Annotated in this window: 18 protein-coding genes and 1 pseudogene; 5 read left to right on the forward strand and 14 right to left on the reverse strand. The window is 64.1% G+C overall.

Annotated features, from left to right (window positions below):
• Position 1 precedes the first annotated feature (1 nt).
• The 3 genes from QM797_RS19265 to QM797_RS19275 form a co-directional block, all read right to left on the reverse strand.
• Positions 2-820 carry an MlaE family ABC transporter permease gene (locus tag QM797_RS19265; protein WP_283277380.1) on the reverse strand — a complete coding sequence of 273 codons (819 nt, stop codon included), beginning with the start codon at positions 818-820 and terminating at the stop codon, positions 2-4.
• A gap of 32 nt (positions 821-852) precedes the next feature.
• Positions 853-1,566 (reverse strand): MlaE family ABC transporter permease, encoded by a 714-nt coding sequence (locus QM797_RS19270; protein ID WP_283277381.1) that lies wholly within the window; start codon positions 1,564-1,566, stop codon positions 853-855.
• A 68-nt stretch (positions 1,567-1,634) separates the two neighbouring features.
• Positions 1,635-3,470, reverse strand: coding sequence for a multicopper oxidase family protein (locus QM797_RS19275; RefSeq protein ID WP_283277271.1), 1,836 nt, complete (start codon positions 3,468-3,470; stop codon positions 1,635-1,637).
• A gap of 154 nt (positions 3,471-3,624) precedes the next feature.
• On the opposite strand from QM797_RS19275, the gene QM797_RS19280 reads away from it, so the two are divergent.
• From QM797_RS19280 to QM797_RS19295, 4 genes and pseudogenes are all read left to right on the forward strand, one after another.
• Positions 3,625-4,395 (forward strand): esterase/lipase family protein, encoded by a 771-nt coding sequence (locus QM797_RS19280; protein WP_283277272.1) that lies wholly within the window; start codon positions 3,625-3,627, stop codon positions 4,393-4,395.
• Between the two features lie 61 nt (positions 4,396-4,456).
• The gene (locus QM797_RS19285) at positions 4,457-5,089 is read left to right on the forward strand and encodes a TetR/AcrR family transcriptional regulator (RefSeq protein ID WP_283277273.1); all 633 of its coding nucleotides are present in this window, start codon (positions 4,457-4,459) and stop codon (positions 5,087-5,089) included.
• An 867-nt stretch (positions 5,090-5,956) separates the two neighbouring features.
• Positions 5,957-6,960, forward strand: a pseudogene (locus tag QM797_RS19290) (IS3 family transposase); the annotation flags it as partial.
• A 106-nt stretch (positions 6,961-7,066) separates the two neighbouring features.
• Complete coding sequence (locus QM797_RS19295) at positions 7,067-8,212, forward strand: FAD-dependent oxidoreductase (protein ID WP_283277274.1); 1,146 nt, start codon at positions 7,067-7,069, stop codon at positions 8,210-8,212.
• A gap of 62 nt (positions 8,213-8,274) precedes the next feature.
• Here QM797_RS19295 and QM797_RS19300 read toward each other — a convergent pair whose 3' ends face one another.
• The 8 genes from QM797_RS19300 to QM797_RS19335 all read right to left on the reverse strand — a co-directional run bounded on the left by QM797_RS19300 (position 8,275) and on the right by QM797_RS19335 (position 16,424).
• Positions 8,275-9,333 (reverse strand): alpha/beta hydrolase, encoded by a 1,059-nt coding sequence (locus QM797_RS19300; protein WP_283277275.1) that lies wholly within the window; start codon positions 9,331-9,333, stop codon positions 8,275-8,277.
• The gene (locus tag QM797_RS19305) at positions 9,330-10,358 is read right to left on the reverse strand and encodes an LLM class flavin-dependent oxidoreductase (protein WP_283277276.1); all 1,029 of its coding nucleotides are present in this window, start codon (positions 10,356-10,358) and stop codon (positions 9,330-9,332) included. The genes QM797_RS19300 and QM797_RS19305 overlap by 4 nt, the downstream gene beginning before the upstream one ends.
• A complete protein-coding gene (locus tag QM797_RS19310) occupies positions 10,355-10,660 on the reverse strand; it encodes a TIGR04076 family protein (RefSeq protein WP_283277277.1) in 306 nt (101 codons plus the stop codon). The genes QM797_RS19305 and QM797_RS19310 overlap by 4 nt, the downstream gene beginning before the upstream one ends.
• Before the next feature lie 80 nt (positions 10,661-10,740).
• Positions 10,741-11,694: an ABC transporter ATP-binding protein gene (locus tag QM797_RS19315; protein WP_283277278.1), complete on the reverse strand. Its 954-nt coding sequence runs from the start codon at positions 11,692-11,694 to the stop codon at positions 10,741-10,743.
• Entirely contained in the window at positions 11,691-12,770 is a 1,080-nt protein-coding gene (locus QM797_RS19320; protein WP_283277279.1) for an ABC transporter ATP-binding protein, read from the reverse strand. The genes QM797_RS19315 and QM797_RS19320 overlap by 4 nt, the downstream gene beginning before the upstream one ends.
• A 1-nt stretch (position 12,771) precedes the next feature.
• Positions 12,772-13,686 (reverse strand): ABC transporter permease, encoded by a 915-nt coding sequence (locus tag QM797_RS19325; RefSeq protein WP_283277280.1) that lies wholly within the window; start codon positions 13,684-13,686, stop codon positions 12,772-12,774.
• Positions 13,683-14,789 (reverse strand): ABC transporter permease, encoded by a 1,107-nt coding sequence (locus QM797_RS19330; protein ID WP_283277281.1) that lies wholly within the window; start codon positions 14,787-14,789, stop codon positions 13,683-13,685. Before QM797_RS19330 ends, QM797_RS19325 begins: the two co-directional genes overlap by 4 nt.
• A gap of 3 nt (positions 14,790-14,792) precedes the next feature.
• Positions 14,793-16,424, reverse strand: coding sequence for an ABC transporter substrate-binding protein (locus tag QM797_RS19335; RefSeq protein WP_283277282.1), 1,632 nt, complete (start codon positions 16,422-16,424; stop codon positions 14,793-14,795).
• Positions 16,425-16,602: 178 nt separating this feature from the next.
• On the opposite strand from QM797_RS19335, the gene QM797_RS19340 reads away from it, so the two are divergent.
• The gene (locus tag QM797_RS19340) at positions 16,603-17,139 is read left to right on the forward strand and encodes a helix-turn-helix domain-containing protein (protein ID WP_283277283.1); all 537 of its coding nucleotides are present in this window, start codon (positions 16,603-16,605) and stop codon (positions 17,137-17,139) included.
• 5 nt (positions 17,140-17,144) lie between these two features.
• Here the strand turns inward: QM797_RS19340 and QM797_RS19345 are convergent, their stop codons facing one another.
• Genes QM797_RS19345 through QM797_RS19355 form a run of 3 tightly spaced genes read right to left on the reverse strand, consistent with a single transcriptional unit; the run spans position 17,145 to position 20,379 of the window.
• The gene (locus QM797_RS19345; RefSeq protein ID WP_283277284.1) at positions 17,145-17,540 is read right to left on the reverse strand and encodes a nuclear transport factor 2 family protein; all 396 of its coding nucleotides are present in this window, start codon (positions 17,538-17,540) and stop codon (positions 17,145-17,147) included.
• Positions 17,537-18,787 (reverse strand): amidohydrolase family protein, encoded by a 1,251-nt coding sequence (locus tag QM797_RS19350; protein ID WP_283277285.1) that lies wholly within the window; start codon positions 18,785-18,787, stop codon positions 17,537-17,539. The genes QM797_RS19345 and QM797_RS19350 overlap by 4 nt, the downstream gene beginning before the upstream one ends.
• Complete coding sequence (locus QM797_RS19355; RefSeq protein ID WP_283277286.1) at positions 18,784-20,379, reverse strand: amidohydrolase; 1,596 nt, start codon at positions 20,377-20,379, stop codon at positions 18,784-18,786. The genes QM797_RS19350 and QM797_RS19355 overlap by 4 nt, the downstream gene beginning before the upstream one ends.
• Between the last annotated feature and the right edge of the window lie 32 nt (positions 20,380-20,411).

The following is a 20,411-nucleotide window of genomic DNA, read 5'->3' on the forward strand; positions in this document are numbered from 1 at the left end:
GTCATCCTGCCAGGTGTACTGATCGCGAGTTACCGTACAGGGCAAGTGAAATCATCAGCGTCACCATGACGACGGTGATGAGCGAGAGTCGCACTGCGCGTCCTGTTGCGGCACCGACGCCGGCAGGTCCACCCGACGCCGTGTATCCGTAGTAGGTGTGGATGAGCATGACTGCGGCTGCCATCACGAATACCTGGAGGAACGACCAGAGCACGTCCGAGGGAACAAGGAACGTCGAGAAATAGTGGTCGTAGACACCACCCGATTGTCCGAGTACCGCGACCGTCGCAATTCTGCTCGCGAGAAACGAGGTAATCAGTGACAGTGAATACAGCGGCAGAACTGCGATCATGCCCGCGAGGATGCGTGTCCCGACCAGATAGGGAACCGATTTGATCGCCATCACTTCGAGTGCGTCGATCTCTTCGCTGATGCGCATAGCGCCGAGTTGTGCGGTGGTTCCTGCACCGATGGTCGCCGCCAGTCCTATGCCTGCGGTGATGGGTGCCACCACTCTGACGTTGACGTACGCGGCCAGGAATCCGGTGAGCGCGTCGACTCCGATGTTTCCCAGGGAGTCGAATCCCTGGACGGCGACGGTGGCACCGGCGAACAGAGTGAGGAAACCGAGGACGACGATGCTGCCCCCGACAGCGGCCAGGGCTCCTGTGCCGAGGCTGATTTCGGCAAGTACACGCAGCGTTTCGGTTCGGTAGTCGCGAGCGGCTTTTCCGGTCGACGCGATGGCTCTCCCGAAGAACAGTGACAACGCGCCGACGTGGTCGATACCGTCGAGGAGGCCGCGGTACTGACGGCGCATCCGAACGGTGAACTCGTAACCGGTCACCTCGGTCACCGGTCACTCAGGGCGAGGCCGACCGACGTCAGCGCCAGATTGACGAGAAACAGTGCGACGAAGGAGAACACGACGGTTTCGTTGACCGCCTCGCCGACGCTCTTGGGGCCGCCGACGACGGACAGGCCGCGGTAGCAGGCGATCAGCGCAGCAAGCAGACCGAACAACGAGGCTTTGATCTCGGACAGGATGAGCTCCGGAAGCCCGACGAGCAGTGTGATTCCGGAGACGTAGGCACCAGGTGTGACGTCCTGGAGGTACACCGAGAAGAAGAAGCCGCCGACGAGGCCGATCGTGCAAACCGCGCCGTTCAACAGCGCCGCGATCATGGTGCAGGCGACGACGCGGGGAACGACGAGCCGATGGATGGGGTCGATTCCCAGCACTTCCATGGCCGCTACCTCTTCACGGATGGTGCGCGATCCCAGATCGGCGGCGATTGCCGTCGCGGCGGCACCGGCGACGACGAGAACGGTTACCAGCGGCCCTATCTGGGTCACTGCGCCCAGTCCTGCTCCTGCTCCGCTGAGATCGCTTGCTCCCAATTCGGACAACAGGGAGTTCAGGGTGAACACGACCAGCACCGTGAACGGAATAGACATCAAGATCGTCGGCAAAAGGGACACTCTGGCGATGAACCAGCTCTGATCCACAAATTCTCGCCACTGAAAGTCTTTTCGACCCAGAGCAACTGCGGTGTCGAGCGTCATACCGTAGAACTCGCCGACAGAGGACGTCGCGCTGATCGACGCCCGGACTGCTCGCTGGAGTGGCTGTGTCACTGCACTATCCGGTACTTGAGCATCATGTCGTGGTCTTCGTGGTCGAGGAGGTGGCAATGCCAGACGTAGCCCTGCAGATCGCCTGCCGAATGATCCATTCCGTTGTGGACGTCGTGCATGGGACCGTGTTCCGCGCTCGGTTCGGACGCCGAGGTATCGGCCGGCCGAGCGAAGGTGGCGTCGGGATCGAAACCCAACTCGTCCGCCGTCGGGAAACGAACGATGATGCGTGTGACCGTGCCGCCGTCCACCCGTACCGTGTCTTTCCAGCCGGCTTCCCACGGCGCAGGTGGGAAGGCCGGTCCGGCGAGGAAGCCCTCCGGATCGGGTGTCCACTTGATTCCGATGGCGGGTTGCGGATTCGCCACCTGGTAGTCGACCGTGCGGAGCGGCGTGCGGCTCAGGATTCTGAACGTGACGAGGTGGATGTGGATCGGGTGCGGGTCCGGGGTGATGTTGACGATGTTCCATTGCTCGACGGTGCCGGGTCGCGGCATCTCGATATCCGGGTCGCTGTAGCGAAGGTTGTTGAGCGACATGATTGCCGGCGGGTTTCGGAGCGCGTACGGCTGGCTGACGGTGACAGTGCGCACCCTGGTCGGCAGTCGAATCGGCTCGATCGGAGCCGGCCCTGCGCCGCCACGCAGCGATGTGGGTACGCCACCGGTGAACCCACGCGCCGAGCCGACGCGAAAACGACAGAGCAGCGGCATCGTCACTGCGCCGATGACTGCGGCTTGAAACGGTGGAGCCTCGTCGTTTCGTAACTCCACCGTCGCGCCGGCGTCGTATCCGGAGAAGTCCACGAGCAGGTCGTACCTTTCACCTGGAGCCATCCTGATGGACGTGACGGGTACCGGCGCATCGAGCAACCCGCCGTCGTTTCCGATGACCCAGAACCGCATATGGTTCTCGAAATGCAAACTCCACACGCTGTACGACGCGGCGTTGATTATCCGAAAGCGGTACAGACCCCGCGCGACGGTGAGTTCGGGCCAGACGACGCCGTTCACGAGACCGACGTCGCCGACAGCTCCGCCTTCCCATGAGCCCTCGGGCACGATGCGGGTCGATCGGATGCTCAGGTGACCGTCCTCGCGAAAGATCTTCTCCTGCATGACCAGCGGCATTTCGAATTCGCCTGACGGAAGTCCGAGGAGATTGTCGGCAAGCCCGGTGTCGAAGCGATCCCGTAACAGGTACATTCCGGCCAGGCCCGCGTAGACGTTGACTCGGGTGATTCCCATCGCATGGTCGTGGTACCAGAGTGTTGCGGCTTCCTGACCGTTGGGGAAGTGGTGGACGATGCTCTCGCCGGGGCGTGTGAGCTGCTCGGGGTTTCCGTCGCTCTCCGGAGGGGTCACGCCGCCGTGCAGGTGCAGCGACATCGGAGTTGCGGTACGAAAGCCTTCGGTGACGCCGTGCAGCGAGGTGTCCATGTCCTGAGCAATCGGGTGTATACCCATACGGTTGGAGAAGCGCAGGGTCAGAGGCTCGTCGGCGTGCCCCTCGATGATGGGACCTAGATAGCCGGGCTGCGCGGTGGGGCCGCAGTGGTACGCGAGTGTCGGCACGTTCGGCAGGTCGGTATGAAACCGGTGCGCGGCGGATACCGCGTCGACCGAAAGACTCGATCCGGAGACCGTCGGGAGCGTCGGAAGTGCGTCCTGGAACGGCACCATTTTGGGCGAGTGGAAAAGCAGGGGACTCTCGAAAGCGTTGTCGGCAGGCGCAGGGAACGCGCGCGAGCCCCCGACACCGCCGAGGACGACGGTAGCTGCGCCGACTCCCAGGACGCGAAATGCGTTCCGGCGGGTCATGTTCTGCGTCATCAAGAAGGCCTTTCGAGGGCGGCGAACGGTGTGACACACACCATACCGCACTGTATGGTGTGGTAAATCTGTTTCGTCGATTCCGCTGATCGAAGGGCTGAAAATGGTGCGTGAGCACGTTGGTCGACCGATGCTGCTGGCGATCGCGGTGTCGATGATTTCTTCCTTGTCAATCTTCGTCTCGCCGGCGGCCGCGTCACCAGGAGCATGCACAAGACCTACAATCCTCGTGCACGATCTCGCATCGTCGGAGAAGGAATGGGATGGCTGGGTCGAGGAACTGGGCCGTCGAGGGATATGCGCGTTCGCGTTCACGTACGGTGCCTCGGTGGCTTCGGTTCTGTTGCAGCGGGCCGACCTCGAGGTGGCGGGCCTGACGTCGATCGAGGACTCGGCAGTCGAGTTGGGTGCATTCGTGGAATCGGTTCTTGGCCGTACCGGCGCGGAAGACGTGCAGTTACTCGCACACGGTGCGGGCGGGTTGGTAGCCCAGCAGTGGATCGCTCGTTCGAGTTCAACGCACGTGCGTTCGCTGGTGACCGTGGGTCCGCTGTGGAACGGTACAGACCTGGCAGGACTCGGGACGGTGGCTGCGTTCAATCGCCGAATCGGGATCTACGACACGCTTGCAGCCATGGAAAAGCCTGTCCTCGAACCGATATGCGCGGTGTGTGGGCAGATCATCGCCAACTCGGGATACATGGCCGGCGTGGGTCGCGATGGTTGGATGTCGCCGGGCGTGCAGTACGTCAATGTCATCTCGCGGTACGACGGGCTGATGACCTCGCCGCTCTCGGCAGCATTGCCTGGTAGCGAGAGTTTGATCATCCAGGATTTGGACGTGAACGATCGGACGAACCACGCGCAGCTGATGCGGAATCCGCTCGTCCGACAGTTGGCTCTCGATGCCGTTACCGTCGAATAACGGTCTCGGATCGTACGATCAGTGGGCGGCACGCCGCACGAACAGTGAGGAGTTGGATCTGATGGCAGGCACCCCCAAGGCGGCAGCGCCTCGCCGCACACCGGCGAAGAAAGCGGCCGGAACGAAATCAGGTGCCAAGAATGGGGTGCGTCGTACAACGCGGCTGTCCGTCGATGACTGGATCGACGCTTCATTCGATCTCATGGCGACCGACGGAGTATCCGGCGTCAAGATCACCACGCTATGTGAACGTCTGGACGTCACGAAAGGCAGCTTCTACTGGCACTTCGCGGATATCGACCAGCTCATGGAGGCGATCGCGGACAAATGGTGCGACGGTCAAAACGACACGCTGCGGGGGCTGAAAGGTCTGGAGGCCATCGAGGTCGAGCAGCGGCTGAACATCATGGCGGAGCTGTTGATCGACCATCGAACGTTCGCGGTCGAGTCCGCTGTTCGCGACTGGGCTCGAAATTACGAGAAGATCGCGGATGCGGTGCGCAACCTCGACAATCGAATATTCGACGTGGTGCATCGCTCGTTGCTCGATCTCGAGTTCGAACCCGATGACGCACGCCTGCGGGCGGGAATTTTGGTGTACTCGGGGATCGGATTCGTGCACGCCCGAGGCAGCCTACCCACGCCGACTGTGGACGAAGTTCAGGCCATGTTCAGGCTGCTCACGACCCACTGAGTGTCATGCTCCTTGAAACCGACTGCGTCGTAGAATTCCGACTTGTGTAACGAGAAGTGAGGGATCGGACAAGAAGAACTGGACGCAGTCACCCTAACTTCCTACTTGTGTGAATTGTGTGTTCGGTCAGACCGCCGCACGCCCAGGGGTCGCGGCAGTCCCCGAGACGAAGAGCGAATTTCGTGCGTTGGTCGATGATCTTGTTCCTCTTTGGTTTCGTACAGGATGATGTCTTCTCGTATATGGAGGTCGTCGATCGTGGCGGACCCGGCGTTGTGGGCGATGCCGATTCTCAACTAAGTGGATGCTGATGTTCAGGGTTGGACCGGTGCGCACGCAGCGCGGCGAAGCGGGCACCACTGTAAAGTTCGACTAGCTGGCGTGCGTCGTTGCGGTGCAGCCAAATCCCGATCGCGGGCGTGGATCTGCCCCGGGCACCAAATGCGCGAGCGTCGCGATCGGCCCATCCCAGAAGCCTGTCCGCGACATGGCAGCGGGTGATGTCGATCGAGGGACTTGGTTGGATACCCGATAGGCAGGGCCCCGAGTCGCAGAGTCACGAGAGGCCTCGGCCACGGCATACACCATCCCCAGATTCGACCGAGCCGGTAGCATTTACGCACGTCATCCGCCTCACCCGAGGCAGATCAAACAGCCAATACCCGACTTTGTCGAGCTGCCGAGCCGTCGGACTTCGAACCGCCCAGTGCCGTTACCGTGCCGGTCCGTGACCGTTCACGACTGTCCGGCACGGACCGATCGTCGGTGGCTCGGTGTCACGAGAGTGTCGCAAGTGGGAACGGTTGGGCAGGGTGAAGCACCCCAGGTTTGATGCCGCTTCCTTCTGAGTCAGGAAGGACGCATGTCATACCCAAGAAAATCGATCCAGAGGTCCGCTCGAGGGCCCTGTGGTTGCTGGAAGCACACGGCGCGGAATACGCCTCGGTGACCGCCGCGGCGGAGGCGATCGCCAAGCAAGTCGGTGTCGGCCAGGAGACGGTGCGGCGCTGGGCCCTGCAAGCCCAGGTCGACCAAGGCGCCCGCGCCGGCACTACGTCGAAGGAATCGGCGGAGATCAAAAAGCTCAAAGCCGAGAACAAGCAGCTGCGCGAGGACGTCGCGATCCTCAAAGCTGCGACAACTTTCTTCGCGGGGGAACTCGACCCCCGCAACCGATGATCATCGCTTTCATAGATTCGTTGCGTGCCAACGGTTCTGCGGTCGAGTCGATCTGCCGAGTCCTGAGTGATCAGGGCTGCAAGATCGCCGCGAGAACCTACCGAGCATGGCGAGTACGCACGCCGGCTGCGCGCACCGTCTCCGACGCCCACGTCGTCGACGCGGTCAGGGAGGTCGTGTGGAACACCGTCCCCCGCAAGCGGGAGGTGCCCCCAGCAGACGGCCGGCGGAAGATGACACCGGAAGGGTTGTACGGGAGGGTGAAGATGCGCGCACATCTGGACCGGACCGCGATCCCCGGGGTGTCCTACGGTGCGGTCGATCGTGCGATGAAAACGCTCTGCCACAACGGTATTCGACGAGCGAAGGGAATCAGAACCACAATCCGATCGGCCGACGGCGTGCGAGCGGGCGACCTGCTCAACCGGCAGTTCAGCGCTGCTGAACCGAACCGAGTGTGGGTCACCGACTTCACATATTGCCGAACGTGGGCCGGGTGGGTGTACGTGGTGTTCATCATCGACGTGTTCTCCCGCAGGATCGTCGCCTGGCATGCATCGATGTCGAAGACTGTGGACCTGGTGACGATCCCGCTTCGGATGGCCCTGTGGCAACGCAAGAGGGAGGGTCATTCAGTGAAAGCTGCTGAGCTGATACATCATTCGGACTCCGGCAGCCAGTACGCCCCCGCAAGCGGGAGGGACCCCAGTCGGTCATGCTGACCGAAAGGCGGGTTTCGGCAGGATCCTGTTCCGTGGTCGCCAAATGGAGCCACTCCACGCTGTGAAAGGACGATCCATGCACGAGGTCTCACGCCGCGCCGAGGTCATCGGTGGCGGAATCGGCGGGTTGACTGCCGCTGCGGCCCTAGCTCGCCAGGGCTGGTCGGTGACGTTGCACGAGCGAGATACCGAGATTCGGGCCTTCGGGTCCGGAATCTACCTGTGGAGCAACGGGATGGCCGTCCTCGACCGTCTCGGAGTGCTCGAGAAGGTCATCCGCGGTGCCCACTGCGGACGCGCGATCGAGACACGTAACAATCGAAACTCGACAGTCGCATCGGTACCGGTGAATTCGCCCGGGGGAGTGAGAGTACTGACCGTGCTGCGCGAAAACCTCATCAACGGGCTCGTCGATGCATGTCACGCATCCGGTGTCCGGTTCGAATCGAATTCCGCAGCCAAGTCCGTGGAACCGGAGGGGTCGGTGACGTTCGCAGATGGCCGGACCGAGTTCGCCGACCTGGTCGTCGTGGCGGACGGGGTCGGGTCGAGACTGCGCGACCGGCTCGGACTGTTGCGCCAACGCCGTAGCCTCGACCAGCGCTGCGCACGGGTGTTGATCGATCGGGCCCCGGGTCTTGTTCCCGCCGGCGACGAAGCGAACTACATCGAGTACATGTCCGGTAAGCGATTCGTGCTCTACACACCGAGCAGCGCCACCCAGGTCTACATCGCTTTCGTCTGTCCAGCAGCGGACTTCGCGGCGCAGGGAGATGTTCTTCCGCGTGACGAGTGGATCCGGTCGTTTCCGCACCTACGCCCCCTCGTCGAGGCGGTGGTCGGTGATCTGCGATGGGACGACTTCGAACAGGTGGAACTAGAAACCTGGTCGACAGGAAAGGTTGCAGTACTCGGCGATGCAGCCCACGCGCAGCCCCCATATCTCGGGCAGGGCGGAGGATGCGCGATGACCAACGCCTTCGGGCTCGCTCATGCAGTCACCCACACCGAGGGCTCGCTCCGCGACGCACTGACGAGCTGGGAAGCCACGGAACGTCCCCTCATCGAGCACACCCAGCGGTTCTCGTATCGAGTCGGGCAGTTGAACAATGTGCCGGACCTTCCCCGTACGGCGTTGTTGACCGTACTGGGTCGATCCTCGGCAGTGGGGCGTTCGCGTCTGCGCGCGGCCACAGCACTTCCGACGGGCTGCTCCGCCTAGACGAGCAAACGAGCGGCCCGGACGTGCGATACGTCCGGGCCGCTCGTCGTTCGGCTGAGTGGCTACGACGCCAGGGCCTTCTCGACCGCCTCGACGATGTCCCGCCAGATCTCCGAACCAGGATCGATGACGTGGAAGTGCCCACCCGGTCCCTCGATGGACTCGACGTCGTCGGAACCCGCGGCCGCAGCCGCGTAGTACTCACGACTGATCTCGAGCAGGTTCGGGTCGTCGGAGACTGCGCACACCACCAGGTGGGGGACATCGAGGGGAAGGCGTGCAATGGGTGACGAGGCGTCGTACGCCCCGCGAGCATCGGCGTAGCGTGCGCCGATGGCATTGGACACCGCACCCTCGCCGAGCCATCGTTCGTCACCGAGTTTGAGATCCAACACGCCTGCGAGGCTGACGGCCAACGCGGGCGTCACGGCCGCGTCGACGGTGTCGGCGGCGAGGCGCAGCGCAAGCTGCCCGCCTGCGGAGTGTCCGAGCACGACGATCCTGCTCAGATCCAGGGCGTCCGGTCCCGATGCCAAAGCCGCGAACGCCGCAGCGACGTCGCTGGTCATGGTGTCCCAGCCGTGCTCGTCGGGGCGACGGTATTCGATGTTCCACGTGGCATACCCACGAGCGGTCAGGTCGACGGCCATCGCATCCATGAGATCGAACTCCCACCGCGACCGCCAGTACCCACCGTGGATGAGCACGGCGACTGGGAACGGTCCCTCGCCGTCGGGCAGCCGCAATTCGACGCGTTGCTCGCGGTGCTCGCCGTACTCGACGATGGTGCCGGGGTGGAAGCGATGGAAGTAGACACTGTCGATGGCGAACCGGAGGCCATCGAGACCGCGCGCACGAATGTGGGTACGAATCCCGTCGGAACGATCCGGCGGGCACTGCCCGAGATCGACCCGTACGACATTGCTGTACGACGCCGTGTCGACGGTTGATCCGGCACCGGGCACGACGATGACCTCGCCGGAGCCAGTAGGGGATTGGACGATTCCGCCGGTCAGGCCGCGGGCGGCGAGCGCCCGGGCGACCAGCTCTTCTGCGGTACGCAGGTCCGCGAAGACTCCGGGAGCCGCGACGATGTCAATGTTCTTCGAAATGTCGGTCACAGTGCCACCGCACTTCTGGCTGCCTGCAGCTGGGGCAGGACGTGTTCGCCGAGTACCTCGATGCCCCGATCGTCGGTCAAACCCTGAGGGGTGCCGAAATCGATGCGGTGCACACCGGCGTCGATGAGCTTCTGCGCCTGGGCGGCGACCTGGTCGGGATCACCGGAGAACGCGAACAGGTCGAGAAGATCGTCCGGGATCAATCGGCCGGCTCCGTCGTGATCACCGTCGGCGACGAACGCTTTGACGCGATCGAGCAGATCGGTCGGGATCTCCACCGTCGGATCGAGTTCGGCCACGACGGCCAGATACATCGCGACTTCGCGTCGGGCCTTGGCGCGTGCTGCCGGGCCGTCGAGATCGACGACGGTGACGGCGCCGAGCACGATGCGCGTCTGACCCACGACCCTGCCGGCCTTGATCTCACCGGGGGCGAGGCGGGCACGCATGATGTCCACCATGGCGGGGTTCGCCGTTCCGCCGATCTTGATCTCGTCGGCGATACCGCCTGCCAACGCCGACGCCTTCGGTCCCCACACGCCCATCAGCAGGGGCGGACGAGCTCGCGCGATCGGAAAGCGGGGTGTGACGCCGTCGGCCAGGCGGAAGTGCTTGCCTTCGAAGCCGCGTCCCTTGCCCTCGAGCAGGGTGTATACGTACTCGATCACCTCGGCGAGGTACCCGAGCGGACTCGGTTGCGCCAATCCGACGTCACCGAGCCAGGTTCCGCGTGCGAGTCCGAAGTACGCCCGACCGTTCGACGCGAGATCGAGGGCCGCGAGTTGGCCGGCGATCTCGTAGGGGTGCATCGAGTATGGGTTCCAGCACGCCGGTCCGAGACGAACCCGATCGGTGGCTGCCGCCATCTCGAGCAGGGGGAAGATCGGCGGGGAGAACATCAGATCGGAGAAGACACTGATGACGTCGAAGTCGTAGCGTTCCGCGATCGCCGCGAGGCGCCCGTACTCTCCTGCGGGTTTGTCGCCCTGGATACCGAGGCCGAATTCGACTGCAGGAGTGCTCACGTCAGGTCCTCGGACCGCAGCTGGCACTTTCCGGTGCGCTCGATACGCATGATCAACCGTTCTTCGGGATCTGGGCACGCGACCAGCGAATCTTTGTTCATCCAGTCGTCGGCGGGGAGGTCACGTTGCTTGGCCGAGAGCATCGGCAGGATGGCTGCGAAGGCGTACATGCAGAAGTGCTTGCCTTCCGGCAGCCGCATCTCGTTGGAGCGAACGATGTCGATATAGTCGTCGACCATCATTCCGCACACGGAGCGACCTTCGATTCGGTCGACATGGATGCGCAGGTCGTACAACTCCATGTCCGTTCCGGAGTCTGGGGTTGGGTCTTGTTGCGCGGTGCTCATAGGGTGGTGCACTCCTCGAATGTGTAGAGAATGTGTCAGCGGGTCGACGCAAGTGCCGGCGTGTCGGTCAACCAGCAGGCGACCTGACCGGGGCCGTCGACCAGCAAGGTCGGTTCGGTACGGCACGCATCGAACGCGTGCGCACAGCGTGGGGCGAAGCTGCAACCGCTCGGCCGGTTGCTGGGGTCGGGAACCTCACCCGCGAGCGTCTGGGGGAGTCCGACTCCAGCTTCGACCCGCGGGATCGCTGCGATCAATGCTTCGGTGTACGGATGCTTGGGATCTCTCCAGAGTCGTTCCGTCGGTGCAGCTTCGACGACCCTGCCCAGGTACATCACCGCCGTGACGTCGGCGATATGACGGACCAGCGACAGGTCGTGCGAGATGAACAGCATCCCGACGCCGAGCTCCTTGACCAGCTCGGTCAGCGTGTTCACGACCTGCACCTGAGACGACGCGTCGAGGGCAGTGACAGGTTCGTCGGCGATGAGCACCGACGGTTCGGCGACCAGGGCGCGCGCGATGGCGATGCGTTGGAGCTGACCACCGGAGAACTGGTGCGGGTACCGGGTGACGGCCGAACTCGGCATGCCGACCCGATCGAGCTGCGCCAGTGCACGATCGCGACGCGCACTGCCTCGAACATCGGCGGGTACGCCGTCCATCAACTGCTCGCCGACGCGGCGCCGGGGATTGAGGGAGGAATACGGATTCTGGAACACCATCTGCAGACCGAGTTGGGCTGCCGAGCGCTTGCGCCACCCCAACGGTCGGACGCGGTCGCCGGCCAGGGTGACGGTGCCCGATGCGGGTTCGATCAACCCCGATGCGACCCGGGCCAGCGAGGATTTTCCGCAGCCGGATTCGCCCACCAGGCCGACGATCTGACCCGGAGCGACGGTCAGCGAGACGCCGTCGACGGCCCGAACAATCGAGCCCGACGACGACTTGTATTCGACGGCAACGTCGTTCATTTGTAGTGCGGTCACGACTTCTCCTTCGATGGTGTCGCTGTGGCGGGACTGTGTACCGCGCAGGCCGCGCTGTGGAAGATGCTGGGCATCCGCAGGCTCTCGATGCGAGGTACCCGAGCGAGTGGCGGCACCACGGGTGCGCAGACGTCCTCGACGTCGGGGCACCGCGGCGCGAACGGGCAGCCCTCGGGAGCCGTGGACGCCGTGACCGGCTGACCGGCGATGGGTGTCAGCTCGGCGCGGACACCATCGACGTCGGACGTCTCCGGTCGTGCTTTCAACAACGCGCGGGTGTACGGATGCCGTGGGTTGCGCAGCAGCTCCTCGGTCGGCGCGGTTTCGAGGACCCGTCCGGCGTAGAAGACGTAGGTGCGTTCGGCCAGGGCGGCCAACACCCCGAGATCGTGCGTGATGAACACGACGGACAGGTCCATCTCCCGGCTCAGACGCTGGAACAGATGCAGAATGCCCGCCTGCACGGTGACGTCGAGTGCCGTGGTCGGCTCGTCCGCGATCACCAACTTCGGTTCCGCGGCGAGAGCGATGGCGATGGCGATGCGTTGACGCATGCCTCCGGAGAACTGGTGTGGGTAGTTCTTCAGCGCGTTCTTCGGATCCGGGATGCGCACCTGTTCCAGCAGTTCGACGGCTCGAGCTTTCGCAGCGGACTTGCTCAGACCGAGATGCACTCGCATGTGCTCGGTCAGCTGCGACCCGACCGTGAGCATCGGATGCAGGGCAGCAGTGGGATCCTGGAACACCATCGCGATCTCGCCGCCGCGGAGCCGTTGCCAGCCCTTGCGGTCGAGGGAGTTCAGGTCCGTTCCGTCGAACGTGATGGTGCCTCGGGTCGCCGCACCGTCGGGAAGAAGGTTGAGCAGGGCGCGTCCGGTCATACTCTTGCCGGACCCGGACTCACCTGCGACGCCGACGATCTCACCGCGGCCGACGGAGAGATTCACGTCGGCGAGGACGTCGAACGCGCCGTCGACGCTGGGCAGGCTGACGCCGACGCCGTCGAGAGTGAGCAGCGGCGGTGCAGTCGTGGCCGTGTCGGCCGGAGCCGGTGTGGCGTATGCGGAACCGATCATGTCAGCGACCTCCGAGAGAATGCGGATCGAGTCGATCGCGAAGTGCGTCGCCGATGACGTTGCACGCCAGGACGACTGTCAGAATGGCGAGCCCGGGGAAGACGCTGACCCACCAGCGGCTGATGTCGTTGGTGCCGAGCGCGATCATCGCGCCCCACTCCGGAGCGGGTGGCCTCGGTCCGAGACCGAGGAACGACAGCGCGGCGAGCAGCAGGATGGCGTTGCCGACCTCGAGGGTGGCTAGCACGATCGCGGGGCCGACACTGTTGGGCAAGACATCACGCCGCAACGCCTTGATCGGCCCGACGCCGAGCATGCGGGAGACGTTCAGGTAGTCCTCGTTGCGGGTGCTGAGCACGGCGCCGCGGATGACGCGGGCGTACACGGGCCAGGAGACGATCACCAGCGCGAGCACCGCGTTGCGCGTGCTCGGTCCGAAAGCGGCGGTGACGGCCATGGCCAGGATGATCTGCGGGAAGGCGAACACGAGGTCCGTCAGCCGCATGATCCCCTCGTCGACGAATCGACCGATGTAGCCGGCGATCATGCCGAGCAGTCCGCCCACCACGAGCGAGGCTGCCACGATCGACAGTGCGAGGGGGATCGACAACCGCGCACCGTAGATGACGCGGGAGAGCACGTCGCGGCCGAGTTCGTCGGTACCGAAGAGGTGTTCGGCGCTCGGACTCGCGTAGATGTTCGATGTCTGTTCGAGTGGGCCGAACGGTGCGAGCAGTGGCGCGAAGGCCGCAATGAACGCCCATCCGCTCGCGATGATCAGTGCTGCGACGACCACCGGCTGGCGCCAGATCTTGCTGGCTTCGGTCTTCTTCGGCCACCACCGACGAGGTTTGCGGCCCTTGGTGATACGGGTGGCGGGTGCGTCGGCTGCGGCTCTGGAGTCGGTCAGTGTCATGTCAGTCGGACTCTCGGATCGGCCAACCCGTACAGCAGGTCGACAATCAGGTTCAGGAGCAGGTAGACGGCCGCCACGAACAGGGTGACGCCGAGAATTGCGGGCCGATCCAGCGCGGTGGCGCTCTGGTACGCGTACTGACCGAGACCCGGCCAGGAGAAGATGCTCTCGACGAGGACTGTTCCGGACAGCAGGGTGGCGAAGCTGATACCGATGACGGTGATGATCGGCACGATGCCCGCCCGCATGAGGTGCTTGAGTAGAACGGTGCGGGTGGACAATCCCTTGGCGTATGCGGCCGAGATGTAGTCCTTGCGGAGCACCTCGAGGAGTGCCGAGCGGACGAAGCGGGTGAGCATCGCGACCGTCACCGAAGTCAGCACGAGAATGGGGAGAATTGTGTGCTGCGCTGCGTCCCAGGCGACATCGAACTGACCGGTGAGCACGGCGTCGACGGTGTACATGCCGGTGACCTTGTCCGGGGGCGAGAACTGCGGGCTGAGCCTGCCCCCGTTGGGGGAGACGCCGAGTACGAAGAAGAACAGGTAGAGCGCGAGGATGGCCAGCCAGAACGGCGGGGTCGACAAGCCGAGGAGCGAGACGACTCGCACGGCTTGGTCGGCACCCTTGCCGTGGCGGACCGCAGCGATGAGGCCGAGCGCACCACCGATCAGGATCGACAGAATCAACGTGGGAACGGCGATTTCGAGTGTCGTCGGCACGTAGTCCATGAGGTCGGTCAGGACCGGGCGGCCCGTCTGCTGCGACGTGCCGAGGTCGCCCTGCAGGAGATTGCCGAGATAGGTGAAGTACTGGACGATCAACGGCTGGTCGAGGCCCCACCTCTGCTCGAACGCGGCTACCGCCTCGGGGTTGCCGAGGGCTGCGTCGGACAGGTTGGCAGACACCGGATCTCCGGGGACTGCCTGTACGAGGATGAATCCGACCACGGTCGCACCCCACAACAGTCCGATCGTGGTGAACAAGCGGCGGGCCAGGAATCTCAGCAGCGGCCGGTTCTTTCGCGACTTCCGGCCACCGGTGTCGACCGGGGTCTCGGTCGACCCGACGGGCATCGACGCGGACAGTTGTGGAGTGGACATGGGTTACGCAGCCTTGACGGAGGCGAGGTCGACGATCCAGGCGGCCGGTGTGTATTCGGCACCGGTGACGGCGGACGTGGACACGACGCAGCCGGAGTTGACCGCGAGCGGGATGAACGGCGAATCGGTTGCCATCACGCGCTGCCAGTCCTGCACGGCTGCGGTGCGTCCTTCGTCGGTGTAGTCGTCGAGAAAGGTCTTCGCGGCCGCGATCGCAGCGGGGCTCGCGTTCGCATCGGTCCATCCGGCGCGAGCGGAGTTGACGCCACCCGGCTTCATGAGCTGGACGAGGTTCTCGGCGCGGGGGTAGGTCAACGCCTGCGGACTCATACCCATGGGAGCCTGGCCGGCACGGTTGCGCTCGAGGAACGCGGCGAGGGGAAGCGGGGTGAGCTGCAGTTCGATACCGGCCTTGGCGACGTCGCCCTGGATCTTTGTCGCCACTGTGCCGAGATCGACGCCACGGTAGGTGATGGCCGGATAAATGTACTCGACCGGTCGGCCTGCCAGGCCGGCTTCGTCGATCAGCCTGGTGGCGAGGGCGAGGTCCTGGACCGGCCCGTCTTCCTTCGGCAGCGAGCCGGGGTACGCGGGAGCGATGAATCCACCAAGGGTGTCGCCACCACGACCGTAGAGTCCTGCGATGCCTTCGTAATCGAGGGCGGCCTTGAATGCGGTCGCGAACGCGGGGTTGCTTGTGATCTCGGAGACGGCGGGGTTCGTGTTGGCGTACGCGTAGTACATCGTGTCCTGCAGTTCGGACACCGTCAGCGATTCGGGCAACCCGTCGAGCAGGTTTCCGGTCAGGTCGAGGGACAGCTCGGGTGACGTGGAGCGCGTCATCGTCAGCTTCTGATTCTGAATATCGGTGTTGCGGATCACCACTCGGGTGAATTCGGGCTTTTCGCCCCAGTAGTTCTCGTTGGCGGTGAGGACGATTTCGTTACCGGGATCGTTGCGGTCCACGATGTACGGTCCGCTGCCGGCCGACTCGGAGTCGAGGAACGATTGCGCGGTGTCTGCGGTAGCGGCGTCGGGTGCAGCACTCGCACCGTTCGCCTGCGCCACCTCGGAATTGACGATCGACGCAGCAGGCATCGCGAGGAGCGTGACCAAGGTCGGACGCGGGATTTCGCTGGTGATGGTCACGGTGCGCTCGTCGGGTGCGGCGAAGGTGAGTCCGGCGAAGAAGCCGGACGCGCTGCCCTTGATGTTGAGCATTCGGTCGAGGGAGAACAGAACGTCCTCCGACGTGACGGGTGATCCGTCGGAGAAGACGGCGTTGTCGCGCAGGGTGAATGTGAATGCGGTGTTGTCCGCGTTCGCCTCGAAGCTTTCGGCCAGGTCGGGGACCGGGGTGGTGATGTCGGCGCCTTCGAAGGTGAGCAGCGTCGAGTACAGGGAATGCACGCTCAAGTAACCGGTCTGCTCATAGGCGCGGGCCGGATCGAGTGTCTTGTAGACGAAGGAGGTGTTCACGACGAGGGTGTCGTCGGCACCGCTCGACGATCCTCCGGCGGAGCACCCCGCAGCAGCGGTGAGAGCAACTGCAGCAAGGGCAATGGCTGCCCGTGCGCGGCCGGCACGTGGCGTGACCACATTGCCTCGGCGCCTGGACGATGAGAACGCGAACATGATTCTCCTTGCGGAAGGCTGAGAGGGAACCCGACGGAAGCGTCGAAGGTCGATGCCATTAGATTACGGTGCTCTTGTAAAGTTACAGTGCACAAACGTTTAATCTAAGTAAACGCTCTACTTTTCTTGGATGTCATCCGTGAGACTGAGGGCCGGCTTGGAAAAGAGGGGGTAAAACGTGTTGCACGAACAAGTTCGGAGTCTGCGCAAGGACCGTGGGATGTCACTCCGGCAGCTTGCGGATGCCGCTGGAGTATCCGCAGGCCTGCTCAGTCAGATAGAGCGAGGCAATACCGATCCCAGCTTGAGCACCATTCGAAAATTGGCGACCGTGTTCGGCGCGGACCTGTCCACGCTCTTCGCCGAAGGGCCACCACCTGCGGTGCACGTCAGCAGGCCGGGAAAGCGACCGAAACTGTCCGGCGCCGAGGGGCATATGACGTACGAACGGCTGACCCCGGGGCGGACCGACCTCGAGGTACTGCACGGGCGAATCGCGCACGGGGAGTCCACGTCCGACGAGGGGTGGTGCCATCCGTCGACCGAATGCGCGGTGGTCGTGGTGGGCGCGATGTCGGCCGAGATCGCCGGCCTTCGATACGATCTCGCGATCGGAGAAAGTGTCACGTTCGATTCCCGTCTGCCGCATCGGTATCTCAACGATTCGGGTGCTCCGGCAGAGTTCCTGCTGTCGGTCACCCCGCCCAACCCCTGATCGGCTCAGGCGCTCGGAACCGGTTGCAGCCGCTCCGAGTGTCTGTGCACGATGACCCATCGGGTTCCGTTCCAACGGAATGCTTCGGTGACCCGCGACCGGCGTTCGATCGCCGTCGCGGCATCGATGCCGATCAGGAGGTAGCGGGCTAGCGCAGTGTCTCCCCACGAGTCGACCTTCAATGCCGACGCCCCGAAGTCCGACAGACGAGCCGGGGCCGGGCGACTCGCACGGAGCGCGTCCAGTTCCGCTTGCCCGTCGATCATCTCTGGAAGATGTGTCTCCCACGCGGTGACCGACGGATCGAGATGGACATTGAAGCGCTCCCAATCACGGTGCTGGAACGCGTCGTACATGTCGTCGAGTTCGCCCTGGATCAGAGTCGTCACATCGGGATTCATACGGTCGCGTCCTCCGGCTCGTACACAGCGCTGAGGTCGTCGCGCACGATGACCCCGTCCTTCACGACCACCGACAGTGTGCGGTAGGTGGAGGTATCGAGCGACGGATCGCCGTCGGTGACGATGAGGTCGGCATACTTGCCTGCTTCGACGGTACCGAGCATGTCGTCCACGCGAAGCCATTGCGCTGGAACGATCGTCGCCGCAGCCAGCGCTGCCTTGGCACCGAGAGCGCCGTCGGACATGTGCTCGAGTTCGCGTACGGCTGCACTCGTGCCCTCGAACGTCCAGAACGGTGGCATGTCGCTGCCGAGCATGACCGTCACTCCGGCCGCCACTGCACTACGGAAGCTCTGCATGTGCCGCTCCCCGGCGCCGAGCGCACGCTGCTGCATCCACTCGGGGACGCCGAGTTCGTCGAAGAAGGACTTGCACCTGGTGACGACCAAGGTCGGTACCAACGCGCATCCCTTCTCGGCCATCGCGGACGTCACCTCGTCGGTCAGCTGGTAACCGTGCTCGACGCAGTCGAGCCCCAGTTCGACGGCCTCGGCGATGATCGGCGCAGGTCCGGCGTGCGCAGTGATCTTGCGACCCCACTCGTGTGCGGTGGTGATCGCGGCCTCGAGCTCGTCACGGGTGACCTGACGGGTGTCGATCTCCTCGTGTTGGCCCGAAAGGCCGCCGGAGATCATGACTTTGACGAAGTCAGCGCCGGCTCGGATCTGCTGACGTACGCCCTGCCGGAATCCCGTCGCCCCATCGCATTCGAGCCCACCCGACGAGCCGTGGCCGTGACCACCGGTGCAACAGATCGGACGTCCTGCAGTGAACATACGCGGGCCCTGGAGCTTGCCCGCCTCGATCGAGGCCTTCAGCGGAAAATCGGCGTGGTCCTTCTCGCCGACGCAGCGAATGGTCGTGACACCGCACTTCAGCGTGCGGGCTGCTCCGTCGGCCATGTGCAGCACCAACTGTGGTGCGGACATGGACTTGATCTCTGCCCCACGAGGGCCGGGCAACGACAGCGACAGGTGTGTGTGCATATTGATCAGCCCCGGCGAGAGGAAGCGGCCGCCGAGATCCATCACCTGATGGCGACGGTCGCCGAGAGCGTCGCGCACATCGGTCTCCGTACCGACTGCGGCGATCTTGTTGTCGCTGATCCACACCGCAGCACCGATGAGAGCGTCGGCGCGGGTGGCATCGATGATGCTGCAGTTGTGCAGCAGTAGATCGGAACTCATGATGAAATCCTTTGCAGGTCAGAGGTATGTGTCGTGTCATAGACGATGGTTCCGTCGATGGCGACCCACTCCGGCGTCAGTTCGTGCCAGGTGGAGACCTCCACCGCCAGGGGGTCGGCGGACCAGCAGACGAGATCGGCGATCGACCCGACGGCCAACGTGCCGAGATCCGGCATCCCGAGGTAGTCCCCGGCGTCGCGGGTGTACATCTCGAGCGCGGTCCTGGGATCGAGGGCCTCGTGCGCCCCGATGCTCGACCCGTCCCACGCACGCCGGGTGACCGCGATCTGCGCACCCACCATCGGGTCGGCTGGGTGGGTGTCCGATCCTGCCGCGAATCGAAATCCCAGTGCTTTCATGGACGCCAACGGCATCGTGCGGGCCGCCAACGGCCCCCAGGCCGCACGCATCTCGTTGCTGTAGACGTAAGCGAGCGGTGGATTGACAGAGATGCGGATGCCCAACTCGGCACATGCCTGGATGTCGAGGACATCGAGGTGAAAGGCGTGCGCGATGCTGATGTGCTGTGGGCGATCGTCACCCAGCGTGCGCACCGCGTCGAGGATCGCACCGATCGCGCCACCACCCATCGCGTGAATGCAGATCGGCCAATCTCGGTCTGCGCAGAGCCGAAGGACGCGTTCGAGTTCGTCGACTGTGTAATGGGGGTACGGCTCGCCTTCCCCGTCGCGCATCCACGCGTTGACGAATTCACCGTCGAGCAGCAGTTTGAGCGACCACGCGGCCAGGCGGTCGTCACCGGTCCCGGGGAGCGCGCTGCTGCCGAGGACCCGCGCGTACTCGGTGTCGAACGGCCGTCGCCAGTCGAATCGATTCATCAGTCGAATGCGCTGAGGCAGCCGGTGTTCGGAACGAAGTTTGGTGTAGAGATCCCAGGCGGAGTCGAACGCGCCGGCAAGACCCGGATCCGCGACCGACGTGATGCCCATGGTCAGCAGCTTCTGGCAGGCATTGGCCAAAATGTCGAGGCGGTGACGCGTGTCGTTCATGCCGAGGACGTAGATCGCGTCGTTGACGACCCGCACAGCCGCCCCGAACAGGTAGCCGGTTTCCGGGTCGTACGACTCGATTCCGAAGTCCGCCAGCTTGTCCGTCATCGCACGCGCGCCGACCGAGTTGATCACGGCGCGGTCGGGTCGGCGATACAGGTACACCGCCACGTCCGGGCTGACCGAATCGAGTTCCTCCGCCGTCGGCAGGCGGCCCTCGGCGAGGTTGGCCTCGTTCCAGGCTGCGTTATCGGCGAAACAACGAATCCAACCGCCCGGTGCGATGATTCGGGCTCTGCCGGCCACCGACTGGAGTACCTCGGCCACGGATCGCGCGTGTTCCAGTCGGAGCATCGTGAACTCGTGCGAGGCCTTCTCGAGGTGCATGTGGGTGTCGATGAACCCCGGGAGCACCGTGCGCCCACTGAGGTCCTGGCGCACGGTCTCGACAGTCGACCTGGCGTCCACCTCGGCGAATGTACCTGCAGCGACGACACGCCCACCGGAGATGCCGAGGGCTTCCACGCGCCCCAGTATCGGATCGAACGTTTCGATACTGCCATTCCAGATCAGCCAGTCCATGCCGGTATCCAATGCGAAAGTTCGAGCATGTG

This window comes from Rhodococcus sp. IEGM 1381 (assembly GCF_030056795.1).
GTDB lineage: Bacteria > Actinomycetota > Actinomycetes > Mycobacteriales > Mycobacteriaceae > Rhodococcoides.

Coding starts and splice junctions, on each gene's coding strand:
- QM797_RS19265 (WP_283277380.1), bottom strand. CDS start 820: ATGCGCCGTCAGTACCGCGGCCTCCTCGACGGTATCGACCACGTCGGC.
- QM797_RS19270 (WP_283277381.1), bottom strand. CDS start 1,566: ATGACGCTCGACACCGCAGTTGCTCTGGGTCGAAAAGACTTTCAGTGG.
- QM797_RS19275 (WP_283277271.1), bottom strand. CDS start 3,470: ATGACGCAGAACATGACCCGCCGGAACGCATTTCGCGTCCTGGGAGTC.
- QM797_RS19280 (WP_283277272.1), top strand. CDS start 3,625: ATGATTTCTTCCTTGTCAATCTTCGTCTCGCCGGCGGCCGCGTCACCA.
- QM797_RS19285 (WP_283277273.1), top strand. CDS start 4,457: ATGGCAGGCACCCCCAAGGCGGCAGCGCCTCGCCGCACACCGGCGAAG.
- QM797_RS19295 (WP_283277274.1), top strand. CDS start 7,067: ATGCACGAGGTCTCACGCCGCGCCGAGGTCATCGGTGGCGGAATCGGC.
- QM797_RS19310 (WP_283277277.1), bottom strand. CDS start 10,660: ATGGAGTTGTACGACCTGCGCATCCATGTCGACCGAATCGAAGGTCGC.
- QM797_RS19320 (WP_283277279.1), bottom strand. CDS start 12,770: ATGATCGGTTCCGCATACGCCACACCGGCTCCGGCCGACACGGCCACG.
- QM797_RS19325 (WP_283277280.1), bottom strand. CDS start 13,686: ATGACACTGACCGACTCCAGAGCCGCAGCCGACGCACCCGCCACCCGT.
- QM797_RS19330 (WP_283277281.1), bottom strand. CDS start 14,789: ATGTCCACTCCACAACTGTCCGCGTCGATGCCCGTCGGGTCGACCGAG.
- QM797_RS19335 (WP_283277282.1), bottom strand. CDS start 16,424: ATGTTCGCGTTCTCATCGTCCAGGCGCCGAGGCAATGTGGTCACGCCA.
- QM797_RS19345 (WP_283277284.1), bottom strand. CDS start 17,540: ATGAATCCCGATGTGACGACTCTGATCCAGGGCGAACTCGACGACATG.
- QM797_RS19350 (WP_283277285.1), bottom strand. CDS start 18,787: ATGAGTTCCGATCTACTGCTGCACAACTGCAGCATCATCGATGCCACC.
- QM797_RS19355 (WP_283277286.1), bottom strand. CDS start 20,379: ATGGACTGGCTGATCTGGAATGGCAGTATCGAAACGTTCGATCCGATA.